The 26,126-nt window shown below is 64.1% G+C and carries 24 protein-coding genes; 15 read left to right on the top strand and 9 right to left on the bottom strand.

Going from position 1 to position 26,126, the window contains the following annotated elements:
• Window positions 1–8 precede the first annotated feature (8 nt).
• The 8 genes from H3H39_RS16940 (at window position 9) to H3H39_RS16905 (ending at window position 6,793) form a co-directional block, all read left to right on the top strand.
• Window positions 9–557 carry an OmpH/Skp family outer membrane protein gene (locus H3H39_RS16940; RefSeq protein WP_182154654.1) on the top strand — a complete coding sequence of 183 codons (549 nt, stop codon included), beginning with the start codon at window positions 9–11 and terminating at the stop codon, window positions 555–557.
• Window positions 558–634: 77 nt separating this feature from the next.
• Window positions 635–1,690 (top strand): UDP-3-O-(3-hydroxymyristoyl)glucosamine N-acyltransferase, encoded by a 1,056-nt coding sequence (gene lpxD, locus H3H39_RS16935; protein WP_182154652.1) that lies wholly within the window; start codon window positions 635–637, stop codon window positions 1,688–1,690.
• Window positions 1,687–2,199, top strand: a complete 513-nt coding sequence (gene fabZ, locus H3H39_RS16930; RefSeq protein ID WP_182154650.1) for a 3-hydroxyacyl-ACP dehydratase FabZ — start codon at window positions 1,687–1,689, stop codon at window positions 2,197–2,199. The genes lpxD and fabZ overlap by 4 nt, the downstream gene beginning before the upstream one ends.
• Before the next feature lie 2 nt (window positions 2,200–2,201).
• Window positions 2,202–2,990 (top strand): acyl-ACP--UDP-N-acetylglucosamine O-acyltransferase, encoded by a 789-nt coding sequence (gene lpxA / locus H3H39_RS16925; protein ID WP_182154648.1) that lies wholly within the window; start codon window positions 2,202–2,204, stop codon window positions 2,988–2,990.
• A 13-nt stretch (window positions 2,991–3,003) separates the two neighbouring features.
• Window positions 3,004–4,131 carry a lipid-A-disaccharide synthase gene (lpxB, locus tag H3H39_RS16920; protein ID WP_182155042.1) on the top strand — a complete coding sequence of 376 codons (1,128 nt, stop codon included), beginning with the start codon at window positions 3,004–3,006 and terminating at the stop codon, window positions 4,129–4,131.
• Between the two features lie 9 nt (window positions 4,132–4,140).
• Complete coding sequence (rnhB, locus tag H3H39_RS16915; RefSeq protein ID WP_182154646.1) at window positions 4,141–4,779, top strand: ribonuclease HII; 639 nt, start codon at window positions 4,141–4,143, stop codon at window positions 4,777–4,779.
• A gap of 4 nt (window positions 4,780–4,783) precedes the next feature.
• The gene (locus H3H39_RS16910) at window positions 4,784–5,572 is read left to right on the top strand and encodes a TrmH family RNA methyltransferase (protein ID WP_182154644.1); all 789 of its coding nucleotides are present in this window, start codon (window positions 4,784–4,786) and stop codon (window positions 5,570–5,572) included.
• Window positions 5,573–5,593: 21 nt separating this feature from the next.
• A complete protein-coding gene (locus H3H39_RS16905) occupies window positions 5,594–6,793 on the top strand; it encodes an EAL domain-containing protein (protein WP_182154642.1) in 1,200 nt (399 codons plus the stop codon).
• 22 nt (window positions 6,794–6,815) lie between these two features.
• Here the strand turns inward: H3H39_RS16905 and ppsR are convergent, their stop codons facing one another.
• Window positions 6,816–7,667 (bottom strand): posphoenolpyruvate synthetase regulatory kinase/phosphorylase PpsR, encoded by an 852-nt coding sequence (gene ppsR / locus H3H39_RS16900; RefSeq protein WP_182154640.1) that lies wholly within the window; start codon window positions 7,665–7,667, stop codon window positions 6,816–6,818.
• Window positions 7,668–7,830: 163 nt separating this feature from the next.
• Between ppsR and ppsA the strand changes: the two genes are divergently transcribed.
• The 6 genes from ppsA (at window position 7,831) to H3H39_RS16870 (ending at window position 14,120) form a co-directional block, all read left to right on the top strand.
• The gene (ppsA, locus tag H3H39_RS16895; RefSeq protein ID WP_182155040.1) at window positions 7,831–10,269 is read left to right on the top strand and encodes a phosphoenolpyruvate synthase; all 2,439 of its coding nucleotides are present in this window, start codon (window positions 7,831–7,833) and stop codon (window positions 10,267–10,269) included.
• Window positions 10,270–10,459: 190 nt separating this feature from the next.
• Window positions 10,460–10,885 (top strand): NfeD family protein, encoded by a 426-nt coding sequence (locus H3H39_RS16890; protein ID WP_182154638.1) that lies wholly within the window; start codon window positions 10,460–10,462, stop codon window positions 10,883–10,885.
• Between the two features lie 37 nt (window positions 10,886–10,922).
• The gene (locus H3H39_RS16885) at window positions 10,923–11,843 is read left to right on the top strand and encodes an SPFH domain-containing protein (RefSeq protein WP_182154636.1); all 921 of its coding nucleotides are present in this window, start codon (window positions 10,923–10,925) and stop codon (window positions 11,841–11,843) included.
• 21 nt (window positions 11,844–11,864) lie between these two features.
• The gene (locus H3H39_RS16880) at window positions 11,865–12,275 is read left to right on the top strand and encodes a DUF4259 domain-containing protein (RefSeq protein WP_182154634.1); all 411 of its coding nucleotides are present in this window, start codon (window positions 11,865–11,867) and stop codon (window positions 12,273–12,275) included.
• Window positions 12,276–12,333: 58 nt separating this feature from the next.
• On the top strand, window positions 12,334–13,212 hold the full coding sequence (locus tag H3H39_RS16875; RefSeq protein ID WP_182154632.1) for a DMT family transporter: 879 nt from the start codon (window positions 12,334–12,336) through the stop codon (window positions 13,210–13,212).
• Between the two features lie 44 nt (window positions 13,213–13,256).
• On the top strand, window positions 13,257–14,120 hold the full coding sequence (locus H3H39_RS16870; protein ID WP_182154630.1) for an NAD-dependent protein deacetylase: 864 nt from the start codon (window positions 13,257–13,259) through the stop codon (window positions 14,118–14,120).
• Between the two features lie 100 nt (window positions 14,121–14,220).
• Here H3H39_RS16870 and H3H39_RS16865 read toward each other — a convergent pair whose 3' ends face one another.
• The 8 genes from H3H39_RS16865 to H3H39_RS16830 form a co-directional block, all read right to left on the bottom strand.
• Window positions 14,221–14,484 (bottom strand): PAAR domain-containing protein, encoded by a 264-nt coding sequence (locus tag H3H39_RS16865; protein WP_182154628.1) that lies wholly within the window; start codon window positions 14,482–14,484, stop codon window positions 14,221–14,223.
• Between the two features lie 30 nt (window positions 14,485–14,514).
• Window positions 14,515–15,993 (bottom strand): virulence factor, encoded by a 1,479-nt coding sequence (locus tag H3H39_RS16860; RefSeq protein ID WP_182154626.1) that lies wholly within the window; start codon window positions 15,991–15,993, stop codon window positions 14,515–14,517.
• Between the two features lie 154 nt (window positions 15,994–16,147).
• On the bottom strand, window positions 16,148–17,626 hold the full coding sequence (locus H3H39_RS16855) for a virulence factor (protein ID WP_182154624.1): 1,479 nt from the start codon (window positions 17,624–17,626) through the stop codon (window positions 16,148–16,150).
• Window positions 17,623–19,869 (bottom strand): T6SS effector phospholipase Tle3 domain-containing protein, encoded by a 2,247-nt coding sequence (locus H3H39_RS16850; protein ID WP_182154622.1) that lies wholly within the window; start codon window positions 19,867–19,869, stop codon window positions 17,623–17,625. The genes H3H39_RS16855 and H3H39_RS16850 overlap by 4 nt, the downstream gene beginning before the upstream one ends.
• Before the next feature lie 36 nt (window positions 19,870–19,905).
• Complete coding sequence (locus tag H3H39_RS16845; protein ID WP_182154620.1) at window positions 19,906–22,710, bottom strand: type VI secretion system Vgr family protein; 2,805 nt, start codon at window positions 22,708–22,710, stop codon at window positions 19,906–19,908.
• Between the two features lie 105 nt (window positions 22,711–22,815).
• Window positions 22,816–23,115, bottom strand: coding sequence for a GPW/gp25 family protein (locus tag H3H39_RS16840; RefSeq protein WP_182154618.1), 300 nt, complete (start codon window positions 23,113–23,115; stop codon window positions 22,816–22,818).
• Between the two features lie 247 nt (window positions 23,116–23,362).
• A complete protein-coding gene (locus H3H39_RS16835) occupies window positions 23,363–23,914 on the bottom strand; it encodes a FlgO family outer membrane protein (RefSeq protein WP_182154616.1) in 552 nt (183 codons plus the stop codon).
• Window positions 23,915–24,619 carry a hypothetical protein gene (locus H3H39_RS16830; protein ID WP_182154614.1) on the bottom strand — a complete coding sequence of 235 codons (705 nt, stop codon included), beginning with the start codon at window positions 24,617–24,619 and terminating at the stop codon, window positions 23,915–23,917.
• Between the two features lie 313 nt (window positions 24,620–24,932).
• On the opposite strand from H3H39_RS16830, the gene H3H39_RS16825 reads away from it, so the two are divergent.
• Window positions 24,933–26,114: an acyltransferase family protein gene (locus tag H3H39_RS16825; protein WP_182154612.1), complete on the top strand. Its 1,182-nt coding sequence runs from the start codon at window positions 24,933–24,935 to the stop codon at window positions 26,112–26,114.
• Window positions 26,115–26,126 lie beyond the last annotated feature (12 nt).

The following is a 26,126-nucleotide window of genomic DNA, read 5'->3' as shown; positions in this document are numbered from 1 at the left end:
GAATTAAGTTGAAGACTGCATCCGCCACCTTGACCAAGTATTTCGCCACGCTGGCGCTCGGCTGGTGTGCCGTGGCCGGAGCGCAGGCCCAGGCGCAGGCGCAGGCCCCATCCGCGATCCAGATGTCGCGCATCGCCTGGCTCAGCCCGGAACGCATCTATAACGAGTCCAAGCTGGCCAAGCTGGCCGGTGAAAAGCTGGCCGAGGAATTCAAATCGCGCGACAAGGCCGTGCAGGAAATGGGAATGCGGTTGAAAGCGGCGTCGGAAAAACTGGACAAGGAGTTGACCACGCTGGCCGAACCGGAACGCTCCAAGCGCCAGCGCGAAGTGTTCGAGCTGGATAAGGAATACCAGCGCCGCAACCGTGAATTCCGCGAAGACCTGAACCAGCGCACCAACGAGGAACGGGCCGCCATTTCGGAGAAGGCGACCCGCATCATCAAGCAGCTGGCGCAGGTGGAGGGCTTCGACATCGTGCTGCAGGACGCCGTGTGGGCCAGCCCGCGCATCGACATCACCGACAAAGTGCTGGCCGCCCTCGACAAAGACAAGTAAGGCAGCCAGGCAGTATCGCGCTTTCATTAGCACCCTTAGTACCAATTAGTACCATAACCAGGATAGGAATACCCCCGATGGGCACTCGACTAGGAGCATTGGTCGAACGCTTGGGCGGCCAGCTGGTGGGCGATCCCAACCTGGAAGTGTCCGGGATCGCGCCGCTGACGGGCGCCGGCGTTTCGCACATCAGCTTTTTGAGCAATAGCAAGCTGCGCGCGCAGGCCGCGCACAGCCAGGCGGCGGCCCTGATCGTCTCGGCCGCCGACGACGCCTTCATCGCCGCCAGCTACCCCGGCGCGCGCATCGTCACCAACAATCCCTACGTGTATTTCGCCCGCGCCGCGCAGTATTTCGCCGCGCTCGACGAGATCGTGCCGGCCGCCGGCATCCACCCCTCGGCCAGCGTGGACCCGTCCGCGCAGGTGGCCGCCAGCGCCCACATCGGCGCCCAGGTGACGGTGGAGGCGGGCGCCGTGATCGGTGAGCATGTGGTGATCGATGCCGGCTGCTACATCGGCCGCGACGCCGTGATCGGCGCAGACACCCATTTGTTCGCCAACGTGACTTTCCATGCGCGCTGCCAGATCGGCGCGCGCGGCATCATCCACTCGGGCGCCGTGATCGGCACCGACGGTTTCGGCTTCGCCAACGAGGGCGGGGTCTACATCAAGATTCCGCAAACGGGGCGGGTGATGATAGGCGACGACGTCGACATCGGCGCCAACACCACCATCGACCGCGGCGCGCTGGCCGATACCGTGATCGAGGATGGCGTCAAGCTCGATAACCAGATCCAGATCGGCCACAACTGCCGCATCGGCGCGCACACGGCCATGGCCGGCTGCGTGGGCGTGGCCGGCAGCGCCATCATCGGCAAGTACTGCACCTTCGGTGGCGCGGCCATGGTGCTGGGGCATCTGACCATCGCCGACCGGGTCCACATTTCCTCGGCCAGCATGGTATCGCGCTCGATCCTCGAAGCTGGCCAGTACACCGGTTTTTACCCGCTGGCCAAGAACGCCGAATGGGAAAAATCGGCCGCCATCGTACGCAACCTGGCCACCATGCGCGACAAGATCCGCGCCCTGGAAAAAACAATTAAAACACTGACAAACCAAGACGAATCATGACTACTACCGCTACCGTAACTTCCGAATCCACCTGCACCAAGAAGTGCCTGGACATCCACACCATCAAGCAATACCTGCCGCACCGCTATCCGATGCTGCTGGTGGACCGCGTGCTGGACTGGGAAGCTGGCAAGACCATCACCGCCATCAAGAACGTGACGGCCAACGAGGAATTCTTCAACGGCCACTTCCCGCACAAGCCAGTGATGCCGGGCGTGCTGATGATCGAGGCGATGGCGCAAACGGCCGCCATCCTGTCGTTCCTGACCATGGACGTGAAGCCGGACGAGAATTCGGTGGTCTACTTCGTGGGCATCGACAATGCGCGCTTCAAGCGTCCCGTGGAACCGGGCGACCAGCTGGTGATGAACGTCGAGATCGTGCGCGTGTCGCGCGGCATCTGGAAATACAAGGCCGTGGCCAGCGTGGACGGCCAGACGGCCGTGGAAGCTGAACTGATGTGCACCATTCGCAGCGCGGCCGACGCCAGCCAGCCAGCAGGGAAGTAATCATGTCGAAGATACACGCGACGGCCATCGTCGATCCTCGCGCGCAGCTCGACAGCTCGGTGGAAGTGGGGCCATACTCCGTCATCGGCCCCAACGTCTCCATCGGCGCCGGCACCGTGGTCGGCCCGCACGTGGTGATCGAAGGCCACACCACCATCGGCAGCGACAACAAGTTCTTCCAGTTCTCGTCCATCGGCGCCGCGCCTCAGGACAAGAAGTGGAACGGTGAGCCGACCCGGTTGACCATCGGCGACCGCAACACGATCCGCGAATTTTGCACCTTCAACACGGGCACCGTGCAGGACAAGGGCGTGACCAGTCTCGGTAACGACAACTGGATCTCGGCCTATGTGCACCTGGCGCACGATTGCCAGGTGGGCAGCAACACCATCTTCTCCAATAACGCCCAGATCGCGGGCCACGTGGAGATCGGCGACTGGGTCATCATGAGCGGCTTCGCCAACGTGCACCAGTTCTGCAAGATCGGCGCCCACGCCTTCGTCGGCATGAGCACCAGCCTGACCCAGGACGTGCCGCCGTTCGTGCTGTTGAACGGTAATCCGGCCCAGGCCCACGGCGTCAACATCGAAGGGCTGAAACGGCGCGGCTTCACGCGCGAGCAGATCAACGGCATCCGCACCGCCTACAAGCTGATCTACCGTTCCGGTCTGACGCTGGAAGAGGCCAAGGCCGCGCTGGCGGCCGAAGAGCAGGCCACGCCGGCGGCGGCCGACCAGATCCGCGCCATGCGCGAATTCCTCGGCATGGCGACCCGTGGCATCGTCCGCTGAACTGAAGATCGCCATGGTCGCCGGCGAACCGTCCGGCGACGTGCTGGCGGCGCGGCTGCTGTCCGGGCTGCGCCCGCAGCTGCCGCACGCCCGTTTCCACGGCATCGGCGGCGAGCAGATGATGGCGCAAGGCTTCGAATCGCACTGGCCGATGGACAAGCTGACCGTGCGCGGCCTGCTGGCCGTGATTCCGCGCTATCGCGAGATCAAGGGCATCCAGAACGCGCTGCGCGACCAGTTGCTGGCGGAACGGCCGGCGGCCTTCATCGGCGCCGACTATCCCGGCTTTAACCTGGGGCTGGAAATGCAGCTCAAGGCGGCCGGCATCCCCACCGTGCATTACATCGGGCCGCAGATCTGGGCCTGGCGTGGTGGCCGGATCAAGAAAATCATCAAGGCCGTGTCGCACATGCTGGTGATCTTCCCGTTCGAGGAGGAGATTTACCGCCAGGCCGGCGTTCCGGTGAGCTACGTGGGCCATCCGCTGGCCGAGCTGATTCCCGTGCAGCCCGATGAAGCGGCCGCGCGCCGTGAATTGGGATTGCCGGAAGACGCCAACGTGGTCACCATCATGCCCGGCAGCCGCATGTCCGAGATCAAATACAACACGGCCGCCTTCGTGGGCGCGGCGCGCTTGCTGCACCAGCGCGACCGCTCGCTGCGCTTCGTGGCGCCCATGGCGGGCGAACGCCAGCGCCAGTATTTCCTGGAACTGGTGGCCCAGGCCGGCCTGCAGGACGTGGAAATCCAGCTGCTTGACGGCCAGTCGCACACGGCCATCTGCGCCGCCGACGCGGTGCTGGTGGCGTCCGGCACGGCCTCGCTGGAGGTGGCGCTGTTCAAGAAGCCGATGGTGATCGCCTACAAGATGATGGCGGCCGAATGGCAGATCCTGCGCCACTTCGGCTACCAGCCGTGGATCGGCCTGCCCAATATCCTGGCGCGTGAATTCCTGGTGCCGGAGCTGCTGCAGAACGCGGCCAGCCCGGAAGCGCTGGCCGACGCCTTGTGGCAGCAACTGAGCGACGCGCCGCACCGCCTGCGCCTGGCCCAGCGTTTCACCGACATGCATCACAGCCTGCTGCGCAACAGCGCGCAGGAGAGCGCGGCCGCCGTGCTCAAAGTAATCAACGCCCAATAAAGTCCCACCGTGAACTCCAATCAGCCCGGCCTGTTCGACGATTTGCCCACGTCGCCCGATGAAATCATTTGCGGCGTGGATGAGGCGGGCCGCGGCCCGCTGGCCGGCCCCGTGTTCGCGGCGGCCGTGATCCTCGATCCAATGCGGCCCATCGATGGCCTGCGCGACTCCAAGAAACTGACGGAAGCGAAGCGCGACCTGCTGGCGCCGCTGATCAAGGCCCATGCGCTGGCCTGGGCCATCGCCGAAGCGTCGGAAGAGGAGATCGACAAGCTCAACATCCTGCACGCCTCCCTGCTGGCCATGCGGCGTGCCGTGGAAGCGCTCCAGGTCCAGCCCACGCTGGCCCTGATCGACGGCAACCGCTGCCCCGTGATGAAGATCCAGGCTATCGCCGTGGTGGGCGGCGACGACAAGGTGGACGCCATTTCGGCCGCCTCCATCCTGGCCAAGACGGCGCGCGACGCGGCGCTGGTGACGCTGCACGCGGCCTATCCCCAATACTGTTTCGACCAGCACAAGGGCTACGGCACGGCGCTGCACCTGGAGCGCCTGCGCCAGTTCGGCGCCTCGCCCGTGCACCGGCGCTCGTTCGCGCCCGTGCGCGCGGCGCTCACCGCCGGCCCGCAACCATCCATCGAAGAATAACAACATGAAAACCATTACTTCGCGCGACAACGCGCAATACAAGGAACTCAAGCACCTGGCGGGCAGCTCGCAAGCGCGCCGCAAGGCCGGCCGCACGCTGCTGGACGGGGTGCACCTGTGCCAGACCTATCTGCAATTGCGCGGCCAGCCGGTGCAGTGCATCGTCAGCGAATCGGCGCTGCATAATCCGGAAGTGGCCGACATCGTGGGCCAGCTGGAAGCGCAGCACGCGCACGTGACGGGCTTGCCCGATGCGCTCTACAACGCCGTCAGCCAGGTCGAACATGGCGTGGGCGTGATGTTCCTGGTCGATACCCCCGAGCGCGTGGTGACGGCGCCGCTGTCCGTATCGGCCGTGCTGCTCGATAACGTGCAGGACCCCGGCAACGTGGGCTCCATCCTGCGCAGCGCGGCGGCGGCCGGTATCAAGGAAGTCTATTGCAGCAGCGGCACGGCGTTCTGCTGGTCGCCCAAGGTGCTGCGCGCGGCCATGGGCGCCCATTTCGTGCTCGATATTTACGAGAATGTGGACCTGGCGCCGCTGGTGTCCCGCTCCACCATCGCCACGCTGGCCACCAGCGGCTACGCCACCCAGCGCCTGTATGACGTGGACCTGCGCCAGCCTGTGGGCTGGTTGTTCGGCCATGAAGGGCAGGGCGTGGCGGACGATTTGCTGTCCCTGGCCAGCCAGCAGGTGGTCATTCCGCACCTGGGCCAGGTGGAGTCGCTCAATGTGGCGGCTTGCGCGGCGGTTTGCTTTTTTGAGCAGGTCAGGCAGAATCAGGGCAAATAAACGGATTTGAACGGAGTGGGCATGGAGAACCGGCAGTTGCACTTCCTGGTGGCCGAAGGCGAGATGGCGCAGCGCCAGGCGCTGGCCGATATCCTGGTTCACCTGGGCGCGGGCCGCATCACGCAGGTGCCCGATGGCCACACGGCGCTGCGCCACTTCGACGACGGCATCAATCCGCCGGTGGATGTGGGCATCATCGACCTGGCGCTGCCCGGCATGGACGGCCTGGAACTGATACGCCGCCTGGCCGAGGCGCGCTGCCGCGCCGGCATCGTCATCATTGGCGCGCAAAGCAATGCCGTGCTGTTCTCCGTCGAAACCATGGCGCTGGCCTATGGCATCAACCTGCTGGGCACCATCGCCAAACCCGTGTCGCCAGCGCGCCTGACGGAGCTGATCGAAAACTACAGCGTCGTGCCGTCGGCGCCGCCCGAAGGCGTGGCGGGGCGCACCTTCACCTTTGCGGAAGTGGGGCGCGGTTTGCAGGCGCGCCAGTTCGACCCGTATTTCCAGCCCAAGATCGAATTGGAGACGGGGCAGGTCAAGGGCCTGGAGATGTTCGCGCGCTGGCGCCACCCCGAATATGGCGTGCTGGGGCCGGAAGCGTTCATCCGGGCGCTGGAAGACAACCACCGTGTCGATTTCCTGGACTGGAGCATGATCGAGAAATCGGTGGCGGCCTGCCGCACGCTGCACGACCAGGGCATACCGATTTCATTTTCCATCAACGTGGACCAGAGCACGCTGGCCCACCCGCAGTTCATGGCGCAGATAACGGCCTGCCTGGAGCGGCATCGCATCCTGCCTGATTACATCACTTTCGAAATGACGGAATCGGCGGTGCTGACCACCGAGCCGCACTTCCTGGAACGCCTGCTGCGCCTGCGCATGCTGGGCTTTGGCCTGGCCATCGACGATTACGGCACCGGGCGCTCCAATTTACAACTGCTGGCCCGGATTCCATTCTCGGAACTGAAGATAGACCGCAGCTTCGTGGACGGCGCCTCCAAGCGGCCCGCCATCGGCGTGGTGCTGCGTTCCTGTCTGGGACTGGCGCGTAACCTGGATCGCCGCTCGGTGGCGGTGGGCGTGGAAACCAAGCAGGATTGGGACTTCCTGCAAGGCCTGGGCTGTACCTACGCCCAGGGCTATTACATCGCCAAGCCGATGCCGGTGGAGGAGTTCCCGGCATGGCTGGACGACTGGCGCCACTTCTTCTGATTGAAACGCCTTCTAAGCCAGATCAGTACTGCCCGCGGTGATTGGGCTTGATCTCCTGCAGGATGGTGGTGGAGATCTCCTCGATCGACTTGGTGGTCGATGACAGCCAGCGTATGCCTTCGCGCTTCATCATGTTCTCCGCCTCGTTGACCTCATAACGGCAGTTCTCGATGGAGGCGTATTTGCTGCCGGCGCGGCGCTCGTTGCGGATCTCGGCCAGCCGTTCCGGGGTGATGCTGAGGCCAAAGATCTTGTTCTTGTAGGCGTACAGTGAAGTAGGCAGCTTGCCGCGCTCGAAATCGTCCGGAATCAGCGGATAGTTGGCGGCCTTGATCCCGTACTGCATGGCCAGGTACAGGCTGGTGGGCGTCTTGCCCGAGCGGGACACGCCAACCAGGATCACGTCGGCCGAGGCCAGGTTCTTGTGCGACTGCCCATCGTCGTGCGCCAGCGAGAAGTTGATGGCCTCGATGCGGTTCTTGTATTCCTCCGAATCGACGATGTTGTGCGAACGGCCGATGGTGTGGGTCGATTTCACGCCCAGTTCCTGCTCCAGCGGCGCTACGAAGGTCTGGATCAAGTCCATGTGCATGCCTTTGCACTGGCGGATCACTTTCGACAGATCCGTCTTCACTAGTGTCGAAAAGATAATGGGGCGCTGGCCGTCCGTGACGAAGGCTTCGTTGATCTTGCGGGCCGCGTCGTGCGCCTTGTCCACCGTGTCGATGAAGGGCAGGCGCACCTGGCGGAAGCGCAGGTCGAACTGGGTCAGGACGGAGTGACCGAAAGTTTCAGCGGTGATGCCGGTGCCATCCGATACAAAAAATACAGTTCTAGCCGCATTTGGCAGTGGCGGGCGTTGTTCTTGAGTCATTGGAGTGAGCTTTAGGGGAATGTGAATCGTCAATTTGCGCCGCAGGCTGTAAAATGTCTGGCAACGGTAAGATTGTGCTGCACGACGCTAAGAATAACAAGATTGAATGTCGGCGCCTCGCGTGAAGATTTCTATCTCAAGTAAGGGTGTCATTATGACCAGTATGTCCAACGCAGCATTGAAGGAGCAACAGCAGGGAAATCCGGGGGAGGCGGTGTATGTCGCGTCGTTCGACCACTTGCGCATGACGGATGTGGAATCCGTCGGCGGCAAGAACGCCTCTTTGGGCGAGATGATCAGCCAGCTGGCGGAAGCCGGCGTGCGGGTGCCGGGCGGTTTCGCCACCACGGCCCAGGCTTTCCGTGACTTCCTGTCGTACAGTGTGGACGGCGGCAAGTCGCTGGCCGACCGTATCGCCGACCGTCTCGAACACCTGAACATCGACGACGTGCGCGCGCTGGCCCAGGCCGGCGCCGAGATCCGTCAATGGATCATCGAAACGCCGTTCCAGCCACGCCTGGCCAAGGAAATCGAGGAGTTCTACCACCGCCTGGTGGCCGATTCGTCGACCGAAATGTCGTTCGCCGTGCGTTCCTCGGCCACCGCCGAAGACTTGCCGGACGCCTCGTTCGCGGGCCAGCAGGAGACGTTCCTGAACGTGGTCGGTATCGAAAACGTGCTGGACGCGATGAAACACGTGTTCGCGTCGCTGTACAACGACCGCGCCATCTCGTATCGCGTGCACAAGGGCTTCACCCACGCTGAAGTGGCCTTGTCGGCCGGCGTGCAGCGCATGGTACGTTCCGACCTGGGCGCGGCCGGCGTGATGTTCACCATCGACACCGAATCGGGCTTCAAGGATGTGGTGTTCGTCACCTCCAGCTATGGCCTGGGCGAGACGGTGGTGCAGGGCGCGGTCAATCCGGACGAGTTCTACGTCCACAAGCCAATGCTGGAAAAGGGCAAATCGCCTGTCATCCGCCGCAATATCGGCTCCAAGCTGATCAAGATGGAATTCACGGAAGAAGCCAAGGCTGGCCGCTCCGTGCGCACGGTGGACGTGCCGGTGGAACAGCGCAACCGCTATTCGCTGAACGACAGCGAAGTGGTGGAACTGGCCAAGTACGCCGTCATCATCGAGAGCCACTACGGTCGTCCGATGGACATCGAGTGGGGCAAGGACGGCCGCGACGGCAAACTGTACATCCTGCAGGCCCGTCCTGAAACGGTCAAATCGCAGCAGAAGACGACCGACGCGCAGCAACGCTTCAAGCTGAAATCGAGCGGCACCGTGCTGACTTCGGGCCGCGCCATCGGCCAGAAGATCGGCGCCGGTCCCGTGCGCGTGATCACCGATCCATCGGAAATGGAACGTGTGCAGCCGGGCGACGTGCTGGTGGCCGACATGACCGACCCGAACTGGGAACCGGTGATGAAGCGTGCTTCGGCCATCGTCACCAACCGCGGCGGCCGTACCTGTCACGCGGCCATCATCGCCCGTGAACTGGGCGTGCCGGCTGTTGTGGGTTGCGGCGACGCGACCGAAGTGCTGAAGGACGGCACCTTCGTGACCGTGTCCTGCGCCGAAGGCGACGAGGGCAAGATCTACGACGGCCTGCTGGAAACGGAAGTGACGGAAGTGCAGCGCGGCGAACTGCCCAAGCTGCCGACCAAGATCATGCTGAACGTGGGTAATCCGCAACTGGCCTTCGACTTCCAGTCGGTGCCGAACGGCGGTGTGGGCCTGGCCCGCCTGGAGTTCATCATCAACAACAACATCGGCGTGCACCCGAAAGCGATCCTGGAATACCCGAACATCGACGCCGACCTGAAGAAAGCCGTGGAATCGGTGGCCCGTGGCCACGCCTCGCCCAAGGCCTTCTACATCGACAAGCTGGCCGAAGGTATCGCCACCATCGCCGCCGCGTTCTGGCCCAAGCCCGTCATCGTGCGTCTGTCGGACTTCAAGTCCAACGAGTACAAGAAGCTGATCGGCGGTTCGCGCTACGAGCCGGACGAGGAAAACCCGATGCTGGGCTTCCGCGGCGCCGCACGCTACCTGTCGCCGGACTTCGCCGAGTCGTTCGAGATGGAATGCGCGGCCATGAAGCGCGTGCGTAACGACATGGGCCTGACCAACGTCGAGATCATGGTGCCGTTCGTGCGTACCCTGGGCCAGGCTGAGAAAGTGGTGGACCTGCTGGGCAAGAATGGCCTCAAGCGCGGCGAAAACGGCCTGCGCCTGATCATGATGTGCGAAGTGCCTTCGAACGCCATCCTGGCCGACCAGTTCCTGCAGTACTTCGACGGCTTCTCGATCGGTTCCAACGACCTGACCCAGCTGACCCTGGGCCTGGACCGCGATTCCGGCATGGCCCTGCTGGCGGCCGACTTCGACGAGCGCGATCCGGCCGTCAAGGCGCTGCTGTCGATGGCGATCAAGGCTTGCCGTGCGCAAGGCAAGTACATCGGCATCTGCGGCCAGGGTCCTTCCGACCATCCGGACTTCGCCATGTGGCTGATGAGCGAAGGCATCGAGTCGATGTCGCTCAATCCGGACTCGGTGGTGGAAACGTGGCAGCAACTGGCTACCCGCCTGTAACAAGCGCTTTGTCAGGGTATTAATGGTGTAAGCGGGACAATAAACAAGTTGACGCGGGCTTCAATTGCGTTAGACTGAATGCATTGAAACGCATGACCAAACATCATTAATACCGACCACATCGCAGCAAGAACCCTCGTGGCCCAGCCGGGCGGCGGGGGTTTTTGCATTTTTGAACGGAGAACGCATCATGGCTGACTGGAGTTTCTGGCTGGTGGCGGCCGGCGCCACGGCGATACTGGAACTGTTTACCGGCACCTTTTATCTGCTGATGATCGCCATCGGCCTGGCCACAGGCGCGCTGGCGGCGCTGGCCGGCGTTGGCACGCCAGCGCAAACCCTGGTGGCCGCGCTGGTGGGGCTGGTGGCCACGGCCGTCCTCCGGCGCAGCAAGTTCGGACGGCCCACGCGCAGCGACACGGCGCGCGACCCCAACGTCAATCTCGACATCGGCCAGACCGTCAACGTGCCGCAGTGGCAGGACGGCATGGCGCGCGTGATGTACCGCGGCGCGCAGTGGGATGTGGAGCTGGCGCCAGGCGCGCATGCGCTGACTGCGCCAGGGCAGTACACGATACGCGAAGTGCGGGGCAGCCGCCTCATTGTCGCGCCTTGAACGGCGCGATTCATCCAATAATAACCGGAGAGATTTTATGGAATTCGGCATCGGCAATGTCAGCCTCATTTTGTTCATCCTGGCGCTGGTCTTTGTGTTCAAGACCATCAACGTGGTCCCCCAGCAGCACGCCTGGGTAGTGGAACGGCTCGGTAAATTCCATGCCACGCTGGGGCCGGGCTTGAACATCGTGATCCCGTTTGTCGACCGCATCGCCTACAAGCATTCGCTCAAGGAGATCCCGCTCGATGTGCCGCCCCAGGTCTGCATCACCAAGGACAACACGCAGCTGCAGGTGGACGGCATCCTGTACTTCCAGATCACGGATGCCATGCGTGCCTCCTACGGCTCGTCCAACTACATCGCCGCCATCACCCAGCTGGCGCAGACCACGCTGCGTTCCGTGATCGGCCGCATGGAGCTGGACAAGACCTTCGAGGAGCGTGACCACATCAACACCGCCATCGTCAATGCGATCGACGAATCGGCCGCCAACTGGGGCGTCAAGGTGCTGCGCTACGAGATCAAGGACCTCACCCCGCCCAAGGAAATCCTGCACGCCATGCAGGCCCAGATCACGGCCGAGCGCGAGAAGCGCGCCCTGATCGCCGCCTCGGAAGGGCGCAAGCAGGAGCAGATCAACATCGCCAGCGGTGAACGGGAAGCGGCCATCGCCCGCTCGGAAGGCGAGAAGCAGGCCGCCATCAACCGCGCCCAGGGCCAGGCGGCCGCTATCGTGGCGCTGGCCGACGCCACCGCCAGCGCGCTGCGCGAAGTGGGCGCGGCGATCCAGGCGCCGGGTGGCGCGGACGCCGTGAATTTGAAAGTGGCCGAGCAGTACGTGGGCGCCTTCGGGCAACTGGCCAAGACCAACAATTCCGTCATCATCCCCGCCAACCTGGGCGACATGAGCGGCTTGATCGCCACCGCCATGCAGGTGGTGAAGTCGCAGAAATAGCGCAATCAACTGGAGAACAAGATGGGAACATGGGCGACGCACGCCTTCGGCAACGACTACGCGCAGGATTGGGCGGAGGACTTGCAGGAAACGCGCAATATGGACGCCGTCGAGAACACGCTCGATACGGCGCTCGACAACGGTGCTGAGATGCTGGAAGCGCCTTACGCGGCCGAGGCGCTGGTGGCGATCGAGGTCATCGCACGCCTGCAGGGGCACTGGGGACTGCGCGACGACGACACCGAGATACTCGACCTGTGGATCGCCGAGCATCCGCAACGGGCGCGGACGGATTTGGCCGAGAAGGCGCACCGCGTCATCGCCCGGATCCTGTCGGAGCAGTCGGAATTGCGCCAGTTGTGGGCCGAAACCGAACATTACGACGACTGGCGCGCCGCCGTCGAGGAACTCAAGGGGCGTGTCAGCCTGTAGCAAGCTGCTTGTGACAGGCTGCGCGGGCACTGTCCATCCAATCTAACGAAATCCGCCCATGCCCGCTGCCCGCATCGTCCTGTTGACCGCCATCGCCATGATCGCCTTCGCCAGCAATTCCCTGCTGTGCCGCGTGGCGCTCAAACATACGGCCATCGACCCGGCCAGTTTCACCACCGTGCGCCTGGTGTCCGGCGCGCTGGCGCTGTGGCTGATCGTGCGTCTGCGCTCGCCAAGGTTGCCAAGCGCGGCGGGGCGCGGCAACTGGCTGTCCGCGCTGGCCCTGTATGCCTACGCCGCGGGATTTTCCTTCGCTTACGTGAACCTGGCCGCCGCCAGTGGTGCGCTGCTGCTGTTCGGTGCTGTGCAGGCCACCATGATAGGGCGTGGCATCGCCGCCGGTGAACGGCTGGCGCCACGCCAGTGGGCAGGGCTGCTGTTGGCGCTGGCCGGGCTGGTGGGCATGCTGCTGCCCGGCTTGACGGCACCCCCGCTCGCAGGCGCGCTGCTGATGATGGGCGCCGGTGTGGCGTGGGGTGTCTACTCCTTGCGCGGCAAAGGGGCGGGCGACGCCACCAGTGTCACGGCCGGCAATTTCGTACGCGCGGCGCCGATCGCCGTGGCCATGAGCGCGGCCATCGCCCTGGTGCGCGCGAATGGCTTGGCGGTGGATGGCGCCGGGCTGCTGTACGCGGTGGCATCGGGCGCGCTCACTTCCGGTATCGGTTACGCCATCTGGTATGCGGCTTTGCCGGGATTGCGTGCCACCAGTGCGGCCACGGTGCAACTGAGCGTACCCGTGATCGCGGCGCTGGGTGGCGTGGCCTTCCTGGGCGAGGCGCTCACGGTGCGGCTGGTGGCGGCGTCGGTCGCCATCCTGGGCGGTATCGCCCTCGTCATCCTGAAAAAACGAATAGGCACGACGGCGCAAAGGTAATTACAATAAGCTCAGGTCATGACCGATGCAGGAGTTGAAGCCGCATGAACGGGGAGCGCCAACAGGACGATGAGCAGCCCGATGAGCGGGACCAGCTGGAACGGCTGGCCGCCTTTCTGCGCGCGCACGCCAGCGTGCTGGCGCTGACGGGGGCGGGCATGAGCACGGCCTCCGGCATCCCCGGCTACCGCGACGAGGACGGCGTGCGGCGTGGACGCCAGCCCGTGCAGGGGCCGGAATTCCGGCGCTCCGACGCGGTGCGGCGCCGTTACTGGGCACGCAGCCTGGTGGGCTGGCCCACGCTGGAGCAGGCCGCGCCCAACGCCGGCCACATGGCGCTGGCGCAGCTGGAGCAGGGCGGCTACCTGGGCGCGCTGGTCACGCAGAACGTGGATGGCTTGCACCAGCGGGCCGGCAGCCGCCGGCTGATCGAACTGCACGGGAATATCCATGATGTGGTGTGCCTGGACTGCGGCGCGCGCCATGCGCGGGCGGGCATCCAGCAGCGCCTGGTGCGCGATAATCCCGGGCTGGCCGGCGCCAGCGCCCGTGCGCTGCCTGACGGTGACGCCGAGCTGGAACCGGCGGCGCTGGAACACTTCCGCGTGCCCGACTGCGCGCAGTGCGGCGGTGTGCTGCAGCCGGATGTGGTTTTCTTTGGCGATAACATCCCGCCCCAGCGCAGCGCCGATGCGCTGCAGCTGATGCACGAAGCCGATGCCTTGCTGGTGGTGGGGTCGTCGCTGATGGTATTTTCCGGCTACCGTTTCTGCCGGCTGGCGGCGGAATCGGGCAAGCCGGTGGTGGCGCTCAACATCGGCAAGACGCGGGCCGATGACCTGCTGGCCTTCAAGGTGGAGGCGGGCGCGCAGCATATGCTGCCGCGCCTCGTGGAACTGCTAAGCTAGCGGTGCGGGTGATTTCCGGTTTCCGGAACGCGCCGCATGGGATGGTTCGGCGGAAGCGGGCGTGGCTTCGTACTGGCGCTCCTGTGACGGTGAGTGGGCGCTAGTCGCTGCCGCTGTTTGGTACGGTTGAGATCAATGTCGCGCCGCAGCTGGTCTTGTGGCCGTTGAAGGCCACCGGGACGCCATTGATCAGCACATTGGGATCACCCTCGGCGATCTCGCACATGCCATGACCGGGCAGCGGGCAGGTGCATCGATCGCCCTTGCGGGCCACGGTTACGCCCATTACTGTGCTATTTGACGCCGCCGAGGTCACCTTTCCACCATGGCTGGTGGGATCGTTCAATCGTATAACGCCGCGCATATTCGTTCTCCTCTTGAGGTTGTGGAGCGGTTATTTGGAATAGCCTTGGGAATGTGGGGGCGCGTCGTGGCGGATGCCCCACCACATCAGATAGGCGTTGTTTTCGCCGCGCGCGCGGAACCAGGGTTCGTTCGCGTCGATCGGGCGTTCCTTGGCAGGCGGCGCCACCAGGACGGCCGTGGGACGTTCTGGGTCGGTGGTTCCGGCCACCAGCACGTTCTTGCCGAAGTGGTTGGCATAGGCGATGCCCAGCGCGACGTTGGTCAACGCCGTGCTGGCACCCATCTCGCCAAGCAGGGCCGGGGTGTTGAAGGCTTGCTTCATGAAGTCGAACTCGGGCACTTCCAGCGTCAGAAGCTGCGCCAGGTGGCCGATGCGATGCGGCGAGTCGGCATGGGTGGTGTTGGCGTCGTAGATCGCGTAGCCGATATCGATCGGTTTCTTATCGGCGTTGCGTGTCGCGGCGTCCAGGGCCACATGCCAGGCCTGCATGAGGCGCGATGGCTGGCCCTGCTGAAGCGGGAAGTCGGCGCTGGCGGCGCTGGCGGGATAGCCGATCCAGGCCAGCGCGTCGCGCTCGGTCTTGTAGTGCGGGCCGGCTAGCACGAGCAGTACCATGTTTTCGTTGATCTGCTCGTCCTTGGGCGGGAAGCTGGGGGCGTCCCAGTTCATGACCCAGACTGTTTCATTCGGATGGGCCCGCAGATGGTCCAATGCCGCCGCCAGGGAGGTGAACCCGGCGTTCGGTCCGCCCATCGTCACTCGTACATCGGGCGGGGTGTTGCGAGTCCAGGCGGTGGGGAAGTTGACGTTGCCGATGTCGAAGCATTCAATGATAAACTCGCGAGCAAATTTCACCGCGCCGGCAGGATTGAGCCTGCCCTCCGGCAGCGCATACTCGACGTGAATGCCGGCCAGTTCGCGCCAGGTCGCCTTGTCCTCAAGCGAGTGGGCATTGTAGAAGTAGTGCGAGCTGGAGAAGTAAATGTCATGGAGCATCGAGATCAGCTTGGTGACATATTTTTCATGATAGCCTTCGAACGTCTCCTTTCCGTTATTTCCCGCCGCGATTGGCGCCACCGCCTGTAGCGTGGAAAATCGTTTCGGCTGTGTCCTCACCATGTCGTCATCCTGGTTTGGTTTGACCAGTCCCAACGTCCACAGCAATTGCCATTCCGTCGGATAGTCGCGCCGTTGCAGGGGATTGAGCCACTGCACGCCCACAACCTGGGCCATAAAGGGCTGCGGAGGTGCGGCCGGTATGGCTGCCGGCGTGGCGGCACTGGCTGGCGCTGGCGGATGGGCGCAGGCGCTCAGCAACATCAAGATGGAGATAGCGGCAAGCGCGGGGAGGGCAAGGAAGCGGCGCATCATTTCTCCTTCGGTCAGTGGATATGTGGACTCGGCGCCGGTCAGCCATGTGAGCACGATCATGGCGCCAGAGGCGAGCAGGAAAGCAAGCAGTGCCCAGCCGATCCGGCGTGGACGGGGCGCGATCAGGGCAGTCATGGGTGACCTCCCCGGTTCAGGCGCTCCTGTAAGCGTGGCGGCAGCGGCTGATGCTCGCGCTGGTCGACGATCTTGTCCGGCATGAGGCGTTCACTGCCCTGATTAGTCAAATAACGCCGCGCATATTCGCTTTCCTGTTGAGGTTGTGGTGCGGTTATTTGGAATAGCCCTGGGAATGAGCGGGCGCGTCGTGGCGGATACCCCACCACATCAGATAGGCGTTGTTTTCGCCGCGCGCGCGGAACCAGGGTTCGTTCGCGTCGATCGGGCGTACCTTGGCAGGCGGTGCCACCAGCACGGCTGTGGGACGTTCTGGGTCGGTGGTTCCGGCCACCAGCACGTTCTTGCCGAAGTGGTTGGCATAGGCGATGCCCAGCGCGACGTTGGTCAACGCCGTGCCGGCGCCCATCTCGCCAAGCAGGGCCGGGGTGTTGAAGGCTTGCTTCATGAAGTCGAGTTCGGGCACTTCCAGCGTCAGAAGCTGTGCGAGGTGGCCGATGCGATGCGGCGAGTCGGCATGGGTGGTGTTGGCGTCGTAGATCGCGTAGCCGATATCGATCGGTTTCTTATCGGCGTTGCGTGTCGCGGCGTCCAGGGCCACATGCCAGGCCTGCATGAGGCGCGATGGCTGGCCCTGCTGAAGCGGGAAGTCGGCCCTGGCGGCGCTGGCCGGATAGCCGATCCAGGCCAGCGCGTCGCGCTCGGTCTTGTAGTTCGGGCCGGCCAGCACGAGCAGTACCATGTTCTCGTTGATCTGCTTGTCCTTGGGCGGGAAGCTGGGGGCATCCCAGTTCATGACCCATACCGTTTCATCCGGATGCGCCCGCAGGTGGTCCAAGGCTGCCGTCAGGGAGGTGAAACCGGCGTTCGGTCCGCCCATCGTCACGCGCACGTCGGGCGGGGTGTTGCGGGTCCATGCGTTGGGGAAGTGGACATTGCCGATCTGAAAAGTACGATTAATATAACCACGAGCAAATGTCGTCGCTTCAACCGGATCGAGTTTTCCCTCCGGCAGTGCATATTCGATGTGAATGCCTGCCAGTTCGCGCCGGGTCGTCTTGTCCTCAAGCGAGTGGGCGTTATAGAAGTAACGTGAGCTGGAAAAGTAGATGTCGTAGAACGGGTCCATCAGTTTTTCGATATATTTGTGGTGATAACCTTTGAATGTCTCTTCTCCATTATTTCCTGCCGCGAGCGGGGCAATCGCCTGAAGCGTGGAAAATCTTTTCGGCTGGGTTCTCACCATGTCGTCGTCCTTGTTGGGTTTGACCAGTCCCAACGTCCACAGCAATTGCCATTCCGTCGGATAGTCGCGCCGCTGCAGGGGGTTGAGCCACTGCACGCCGACAACCTGGGCCATGAAGGGCGGCGGAGGTGCGGCTGGTATGGCGGCCGGCGTGGCGGCACCGGCTAGCACCGGCGGATGGGCGCATGCGCTCAGCATCATCAAGATGGAGATAGCTGCAAGTGCTGGCAGGGCAAGGAAGCGGCGCATCATTTCTCCTTCGGTCAGTGGATACGTGGACCCGGCGTCGTTCAGCCATGTGAGCACGATCATGGCGCCGGATGCGAGCAGGAAAGCAAGCAGTGCCCAGCCGATCCGGCGTGGGCGGGTCGCGATCAGGGCAGTCATGGGTGACCTCCCCGGTTCAGGCGCTCCTGCAAGCGTGGCGGCAGCGGCTGATGCTCGCGCTGGTCGACGATCCTCGCCGGCATATGGCCTTCGCTATCAGATGGACGCACCCAAGCGTCGGGCGAAACTTCGCGGAATAATCCCGAAGCAAAATACTCTTTGAATTCCTTGTTCGGATCACCATCGCCTAGCCCCTCCAGAAACCGCCAGTCGGCCGCGATCCTGAACGTGTGCAAATCCTCATCCCGGATGTGGCACAGGCCGATCTCAACGTCATAGGCCAGCGCCTTTCGCCCATGCTCAGAGTTGGTCATAATGGTCGAGTGGTCGGTGGCATGCTCGTCGATGTTATCGGCCAGGTAGGTCTTGATCTTCTTCTCCCGCCACGCCGTGTATTCGGCGCTGGCCTTGGTCACATCGTCCTCGCTGACCACGTGCTCGTCGGTCTTCTTGACCAGCCCCTCGCGTCGCGCCTGCATGCGTAGCCGGGCGTGGTCCTCGTAGCGCATGGCGGCCTCGGTCTTCTCATTACCCATGGGAGCGTCCGTGGGCTCGCGTTCGGGCTCGCCTTCCTTGCGGGGGATCGCCCGGTCGCCCGTGTAGGGCTCGCCGGGCGGGCGCGCGCGGTGCTGGTCGCGCGACTGGCCGGGCGCCTCGTAAGCCTGGTCGAATTGCTGATCCGGTTGGCCGAAGCGCATCGCCTGCGGCTCGAACGGCTCGGGCAGATTGGGCGCCTCCAGTCGGATGACCCACTTCTCGTCGGGCAGCGCGTTTACCCGCATGCCGCTCAGCTTGCACGCGATGACGGCGAAGGGCGACATGGCCACTGTCAAGACGGTGGCCAGCGCATTCCCCCGGGTGGCGTCGAGCCCCTTGGAAATGGAGTACTCGATCCTCGGCGACTCCGGCACCCAGAATCCCTGAGTGCCGGGCTTGGGGTGCTTATAGTGGTTGTCCCAATAGTGATACGTTCCCTGGACGCCGACCTGGAACCCTTGCGCGAACACGCGTTGGCTGAAGATGCCGGCGCCGTTGGCGTCCTTGATCTCGGCATCGCTCATGCCGCGCCAGCCGATGCCCTGCACGGCCAGCGATGAGATCACCTGGTCGTGCGGATTGCAATACAAGGTGACGCGGCCGTGGGGTGCGCTGGCGTTGGAGTATGACTTGCAGTCGGTGGTGGCGCAGAAGGGATGGTTGATGTTCTCAAAGGCCTGGTTGATGTCCTCGGTCTTCTGTCGCCGGGACGCGGGCTGGCGGATGATGTCGAAGAAAGCTCGCAGGGTGGCGATGCGGGCCGCGCCGCTCTGCCGCCCCCGGCCGCCATGCTTGTCCGTCATCTCGCTTTGGCTCCAGTCCTCGGTTGAGTTCGACGTGGTCAGGCTATAGGGTGGATTGCACAGCACATAGGTGTCGGCCACGCAGCGGCCTTCGACGCCGACCGCATCCTGCACCGGCGCCATGGCGTCGCCGAAAAACGCGGCGGCCATGCCGACCATGTTGCCCTGGCTGTGACAGACGATGGTGATGGGAACGTCGGCCTGCTTCTTGCGGATGGACTCGACCAGCTTGGCCAGGCGCAGTGCGGCCAGCACGTAATACGGCTTGGGCGGGCAGGAAAACACGCTGCGGCCGTTGACGGGATTGAAGTGCTGGATGTGCATGAACAGGAGCAGATATTCCGACAGGCCGGCGCCCCACAGGTCTGGCAGTGCCGTGCAACCGTTGGCGAATGGGCCGCCGCCCCAGTAATTCTTTTCGTTCAGGTAAATTCCGTCACCGTACTTCTGGAGTTCGTCTAAACTTGCCTTGTAACCCCAGCGGAAATGGATCACCGGAGTAAAGTGTTCGTTATCCGTGATGAACGTATCGAAGTTCAAATCAGGATGGATATACCCATCGGCTGTCAGCTCTCCCATGTAGGTGGCCGGAGTCAGTTGGCCGCCTTCCGCCGATGGGTAGCACATGTGCTCGTCGCAGCGTTTGAGGCGTTCATTGAGGCCCTCGCACAGGCCTTTCTCCGCCTCCTCGTACCACTCGCCATCCGAGTTCACGCCATGGACGAAGATCACCACACCCGGCAGCGGCAGTTTCTGAAGTGCCGTGAGCTTTCCTCCGTTGAGCAGGGTTGGCCCCCACTTTTGCCCGATGATGATTCTGGTCGGATCGTCGCGCGGATCGCGCGGGGAGGCCGGATCTGTGCCGGCACCGGTGCTGGTTTGGTCTTGCTCAGGATCGCTCATCGTCTGGCCTCCATTTGGACTTTGGTCGTTTTTGGGTCAGGTGCGCGGCTTGTGAAAGAACGCGCCCAGTTCCTGCACGCGGTTGGTGTCGACCTTGCATGCGGTGCCGGCGGCGTCGCTGGTGCCGGACAGCGGACAGTCGCCATCGCGCACCAGGTGCAGCGCCATGTCCTTCACGGGCTGGCCGTCGCTGGCGCGCGCCAGATGCGGCTCACGGCGGAAGTCTCCCTCTCCAAACGTCGGCAACTCCGCGCTCTGGCTGGCCGGGCCGTTCCAGTGGTGGCCAGCCGTCTTGATGGTGATCGCGCCCGGCCCGCCGATTTCGGGCGTGCCTCCCTTGAGGCTGAGGTAGGCACCGCCGGCGGCCACCAGAACGATCTCTTCGGCCATGATGGTCACGCGGCCCCTGGCGGCGACCTTGACGTCCTTGGTGGCATCGATTTGCGTGCTGTCATGCTGGCTCTGCATCAGTACCTTGCCGTAGTTCGCGATGGCCACCAGCCCCTCCTGCTGCGCGAACAGCGACAGGCCTTTACCCGCGTTGACGTTGCAGTGCTGGCCCGAGGTGAACTGCAGGTTCTGCTGGGCCACCGTGTCGATGTTGGTGGCGGCGTAGCTGACGATGGCCTTGGAGGTGGCGAAACTGATGCCGTCCGGCGCCGTCATGCCGATCGCGGCGGCGCCGCCACCGGCGCCCTGCGGCGCGGTATTGCTGCCTTGCTCCCATTGCTTGAGCGCCGATTGCAGTTCGCCTTGCGGCTTGTCGTCGAGGGACAAGCCCTGGTGCTCGGCCGCGTACTGGCCCAGTGAGCGGAACAGATCGACACAATCCTGCATCAATGTCAGATAGTCGGCACGGTCGAGTTGCTTGCCGCCGCCGCTGAGACGCCGCCAGGCCGACAGCAGCATGCCCTTGCCGGCACGCAGCGCCAGTTGCGCGTCCGTGCTCAGCTCCGCGCCTTCGCCGCGCGCCTTGCCGGCGCCCTGGTTGCGTGGCTCGCTCAGCCAGCCCAGGTTCAGTTCGCTTCGGCCATGGTCGCTCGCCAGTTGGGCGCTGATTTGTCCCGTTGTATCGTCGAGGCGCAACTGGTTGGCGCGCTTGCCGCGTATCTCGCGGCTTTTCAGGCCGGACAGGTAGCGGTTGCCGGGCAGGTCACCGGCGCCCAGGTAGGGTGGGCGGGCGACGTTGTTGTATAGCTGGCCGATGATGATGGGCTTGTCGGGGTCGCCGCCCAGGAAGGCGATCAACACTTCCGTGCCCGGCCGCGGCAGCAACAGCGCGCCGAAGTGCACGCCACTGCCGGTGGCCGTGCCGGCCCAGTTGCTGGCCACGCGCACCCAGGCGTAGCGGCCCGCGCCCCCGGCGCCGGCATCGCCGTCGGAGTCGTCCTGTTCGCGCATGCCGCCCAGCCGCACCTTGACGCGGCCTTGCGCATCGCAATGGACTTCCTCGCCTTCCGGGCCGGCGACGATGGCGCTCAGCATGTGCGGATGGGGCAGGTCGATGCGCGGGTCGTAGGCTGGCATGAAGCACACGTCACGCCGCACGCAGGTCAGGCGCGTCAGGAAGCGCATTTCGCCTGAATCGAACCAGTTGCGCCCGGCCGGCGCCAGGTCGGCGCCGTCCACGTGCCAGCGGTTGCGCGCGAACAGCCGTTCTATCCTGGCGTCGTAGCCCTTGGGCAGGTTGTTCTGCGCCATGATGTGGCGTGAGACGATGATGAAGTTGCGTTCCTCGGCCGGATGCTGTTCCAGGTCGGGATGCCCTTCCAGGCCGATGTACTCGCCGGCGCCGCAGTCGCGCACGCCCCCCTCGGCGTAGTAGCACTTGGCTTCGAAGTCCGAGCGCGCCATGCTTTGCTGCGTCAGTGTGCTGAGGTCGTCGAAGTTGTCGCGCACGTGGGGCGCTTCCACCAGGTAGCGCTCCAGTCCGGCGGCCAGCTTGTTGCCCGTGGCGCCCTGGTTGGCTTCGGACGTGGCGCTGGAGGTCATGAAACTGGTGCCGCGCGGATTGCCGTAATCCCAGCTGAAGTGCGTGGCCCGGCCCGGGCGCAGCGTGCGCACGCCGCTCCAGGCCGCGATTGTGTCGCGCTCCTCGGTGGCGCTGTCGCGGTGGAAGCGCACCGTGCCGGCGGGGCTTTGCTTGAGCCGCCTGCCGTCGTGGAACAGCACCATGGTGTGGGCGGGCGTGGCCGAGGCGTCGCGTGCGTCTTGCGCGCCGGCGGCCTTGGGACTGCCGGCGCGGAAGAACCAGCTGATGCCGCGCCGCTTCAGCAGGCGGCGCACGAAGGCGCCCGTGCCCTCGTTGCATTGGATGATCTGGCGGCGCACCGGATCCTGGCGCTGACCGAGCGCCGCGTCGATTTCGAAATCGAAGGTGGCGGCCAGGGCGGGGATGTTGCGGCGCGCGGCCCGCAGTACGGCTTGTACGACGTCCAGCTCGCTTTGCTTGAAAAAGACGCGGGTATCGACGTTCAGGTCGAGGATGGCGAGGGCGTCGCGCAGCACCAGTTGGTAGCTGGCCAGGCCGCCGTCGCTCTCGCCCTGGCTCGCTTCGGTGACGATGCCGCAGAGGCTGCGCAAGTCGCCCTGGTCGGTGACGATCTGGATTTCCGCCGGCAGGCCGATCAAGGTCTTGAGCGGCAGGTCCGCTTGCAGTGCGACGCAGTAGATGCGCAACTCGATGCCGTCGCAGATGGCTTCGACGCCCTCAATGCGCTGCGGCAGCAGCAGTTCGTCGGAGACGCCTTCCGGGTGGCCCAGGCGCAGGCGCAGGGGGCGGTTGCTGGCCGTGAGCAGGTGCTGTAGCTGTTCTTCGTCGTCAAAGTAGTTGTCGTCCATGCTTGCCTCCTCGGAGAGTGTCGCTTGTCGTGGCGGTGCGGCCGCCCCGTCAGAACTGGATGCTGTAGGTCGTCTGATCCAGCTCGGCTGTCTGCGGCTTGCTGCTCAGGACATAGCCGCGCCCCAGTTTTGATGCGGAATGGTCTTGAGGGAGTCGCAACGTTTCTTTCGGTCGGCGCTGTCGGACGGGCGGAGCTGGGCGAAATCCGTCAAGCCGAAGTTGAGGATGGAGCCCCTGCACAGGGGCAGGGTGGCCAGTTGTTTGTCGGGCGGGGTGGCTCGGGTATTGAGCAGCGATTCGAGGTCGCGGGCGATGGCCCGTGGGCGCATGGCATGATGACGGCCGGTGCTTGTATGCGGCGGTTCGGTCAGCCTAACCCATATGCTGGAGGAAAATCCGGTCATGTCGGTGCGCTCCGGTCCTGGTCACATCAGGGCTGCATGCTTGAGCCCGATTGCCATTATTGGATCGCGCAACCATGGTCGCATTGATATTGAGCAATGCTATCTACCGGTGGAGCGACGAGCACATGGAGACGAATGACGGTGCCACTTCGCCCATGGCCTGCGGGCCGCAGCGACAGAGGTGGCAACAGGAGCAAGCCCGGGGGGCGGGCTTGGCGCTCTGCGCGAAAGGGGGAGAAAAGCTGGCCTAGTTCCGCATCAGCATGGAGCGTACGATGCCTTCCTTGGCCAGCACGTAGTCCTGGCCGGCGAGCACAAAGTTGGTGTTGGGCTGGATCACCTTGAGGTTGATGAACACCATGTCGCTGGTTTCCGCGTAGGAGCCGACCACGATCGCTTGCGCGTTGTGGCTTTGCGCCACTTCACCGATCTCGCGCGTGAGCATCAATTCACCCTGGTTGCGCTTGAGGTAGACGGAATTGCGCAGCTTCATCTCCAGCATGGACAGGCCGCCCTGCGCCAGGCGGGTGGAGACCTGTTCCGACACCAGCCTGCCCAGCGTGGTGGTCTGGTCGAGCGCGTCGATGTTGACGATGGTGGCCATGATGAGCGGCTTGTCGGCGGCCAGCTTGCCGCTCAGCTGATGCATCAGGGCGTCGGCCGCCTTGTAGTTCGATTCGATGAACTGGTTGGACGAGACGGTGGCGTAGTTGGCTTCATCCTTGATCGGTGCGGACGAGCAGCCCGCCAACAGCAGCGGCGCGACGAGCAGGGAAGTGGTGGCAAGGCGTTTGAACATTTACATATCCCCCCGCACCTTGAACATGCGGGTCAGTTTGGGCGCTTCCAGTTCCACGTCCACGATGCCGTATAGCGGCCGGTCGCTGTCGGACACATAATAGGCCGAGCTGTTGCGGGCCACATAGCGGAACTGATCGGTGACGGAGACGGTCAGGATGATTTCCGTGCGCGGCGTGGCGCCCGGCGCGAACTGGTCGTTGAACCAGTTGTAGGTATCGTAGGCACCCACGCCGGCGGCCACCATGGCCAGCGGCGGCAGGTCGATCTCGCTCAGCACCCACACGCCCGAGGCCAGCGCCGCATGTTCGCCGTGGTAGCGGTACTGGGGCCGGTTGGCGCTGAAGGTCACGGCCTGCATGTCCAGATCCACCTTGAGTGAACCGGGGGCCGTGCGCGACACGGTGTAGCCATCGTTGACCAGCGCCGTGATCAACTGGCCGGTCAGGGCGCGCTGGAATGGCGTCGCTTGCGGCGTGTCGGCGATGTACAGTGGACGGGGCGGCTGCTTGGCCAGCGCCTCCTTCAACTGCTTTTCAATATGGCCGGCGATCACGGCCCAGTGCTCGGCTGCCTGCAGCTTGGGCTGCTTCGATACGGGAAAATTGGTGGCCAGTGGAGCAGGCGTGTAGCGCGCCGCGCACCCCGCCACGCCGCCCGCCAAGATCAGGCCGGCTCCTATCGCCGCTGCGGTTTTCAGCACCATGTTGGCCTCGTCATCATCTAGATTGTGTATGCGTTCCGGTGCGGCGCACGCCGGGCGGAACTGTCCTGCAGCAGTGTAGCATGGCTGTTGCTGCTTAGAAACTCATGGAGACACAAAATGCCGCCCGCGATCACTGGTGCGTGGTGCGGCTTGCGCTACTTTACGCGGCTTTGCGGGCTTTGTGTCGATGCGAACACGGCGCGCGCCGTTGTGGGGCGCGCGCCACAGGAGCCGCGCGTACGGCCCCGCGAAACAGCTTGAATATTTTGCAAGATTGTGACAGCATGCGCGCTCCCCAAACCATGGAAACAGTATGATGAACCGGCATCCCGCAGCGCCCCGTATCGATGGACTGGACACGCTGCGCGCCTGCGCCATCGTGCTGGTCCTGATGTCCCATTACTCGGTGGTGGTGAGCCACAAGGCCACCTTTGGCTTCCTGACCGAGATGGGCTGGATGGGCGTGGACCTGTTCTTTGTGTTGAGCGGCTATTTGATCGGCAACCAGATCCTGGCGCCGCTGGCGCGCGGCGCGTCGTTCTCGCTCCCGACCTTCTTCGCTCGCCGCCTGCTGCGCACGGTGCCCAACTACCTGGTGGTGCTGGCGCTGTATCTGCTGCTGCCGTCCCAATTGGGCGGATCGCAGACGGCGCCCCTGTGGCGCTTCCTGACCTTCACCCAGAATATCGGCCTGCATTTCGGCGAGACGTTTTCCCACTCCTGGTCGCTGTGCGTCGAGGAGCAGTTCTACGTGATCCTGCCGCTGGCGGCCGTGTTGCTGGCGTCCCGCCGTCACGCGCTGCGGTGGGGCTGGCTGGCGCTCGCCGGCGCCATCGCGGCCGGCATGGTGGTGCGGGGCTGGGCCTGGATGGCGCATGGGCAGAACGCCATCAGCAACGTCGATTTCGCCGTTCACGTCTACTATTCGAGCTTTGCGCGCTTTGATGAACTGCTGCCCGGCGTGGCCATCGCCATGCTCAAGAACTTCCATGGTGGCCTGTACGACGCCATTCTGCGTCGAGGCAACGCCTTGCTGCTGGGCGGCCTGGCGGCGCTGGCCATCATGGTCTACCTGTTCCTCAATTACTACCAGATCGACGATTACGGCTTCACCTTCTCCATGATGACCTTCGGCTACCCGCTGCTGGCGGCCAGTTTCGCCGTACTGACGCTGGCCGCGCTCAGTCCCAACAGCCTGCTGCACCGGGTGCGCATCCCTGGTGCGGAACAACTGGCCTTGTGGTCGTACGCGCTTTACCTGGCGCACAAACCCATCTTCAAACTGGTGCTGGAACCGCTGGGCCGCTGGCAGGTCGATACGGATGGGCCGGTGGGCATCGCGCTGGTGATGGCGGCCGCCGTGCTGGTGGGCTGGCTGCTGTACCGGGTGGTGGAGACGCCGTTCATGCGTGCCCGCGCACGCTGGTTCCCTGTCGCGGCGGGTAGTGGCGCGAACGTCAGGCAGGACCAGGCAGGCCAGCAGCGGGTGGCCTGAGACGGGGCAGGC

The sequence above is a fragment of the Rugamonas apoptosis genome, assembly GCF_014042355.1.
Taxonomy (GTDB): domain Bacteria; phylum Pseudomonadota; class Gammaproteobacteria; order Burkholderiales; family Burkholderiaceae_D; genus Rugamonas; species Rugamonas apoptosis.
Note: the sequence above shows the minus strand (reverse complement) of the source record. Positions and strands in the feature narration are given on the sequence as shown.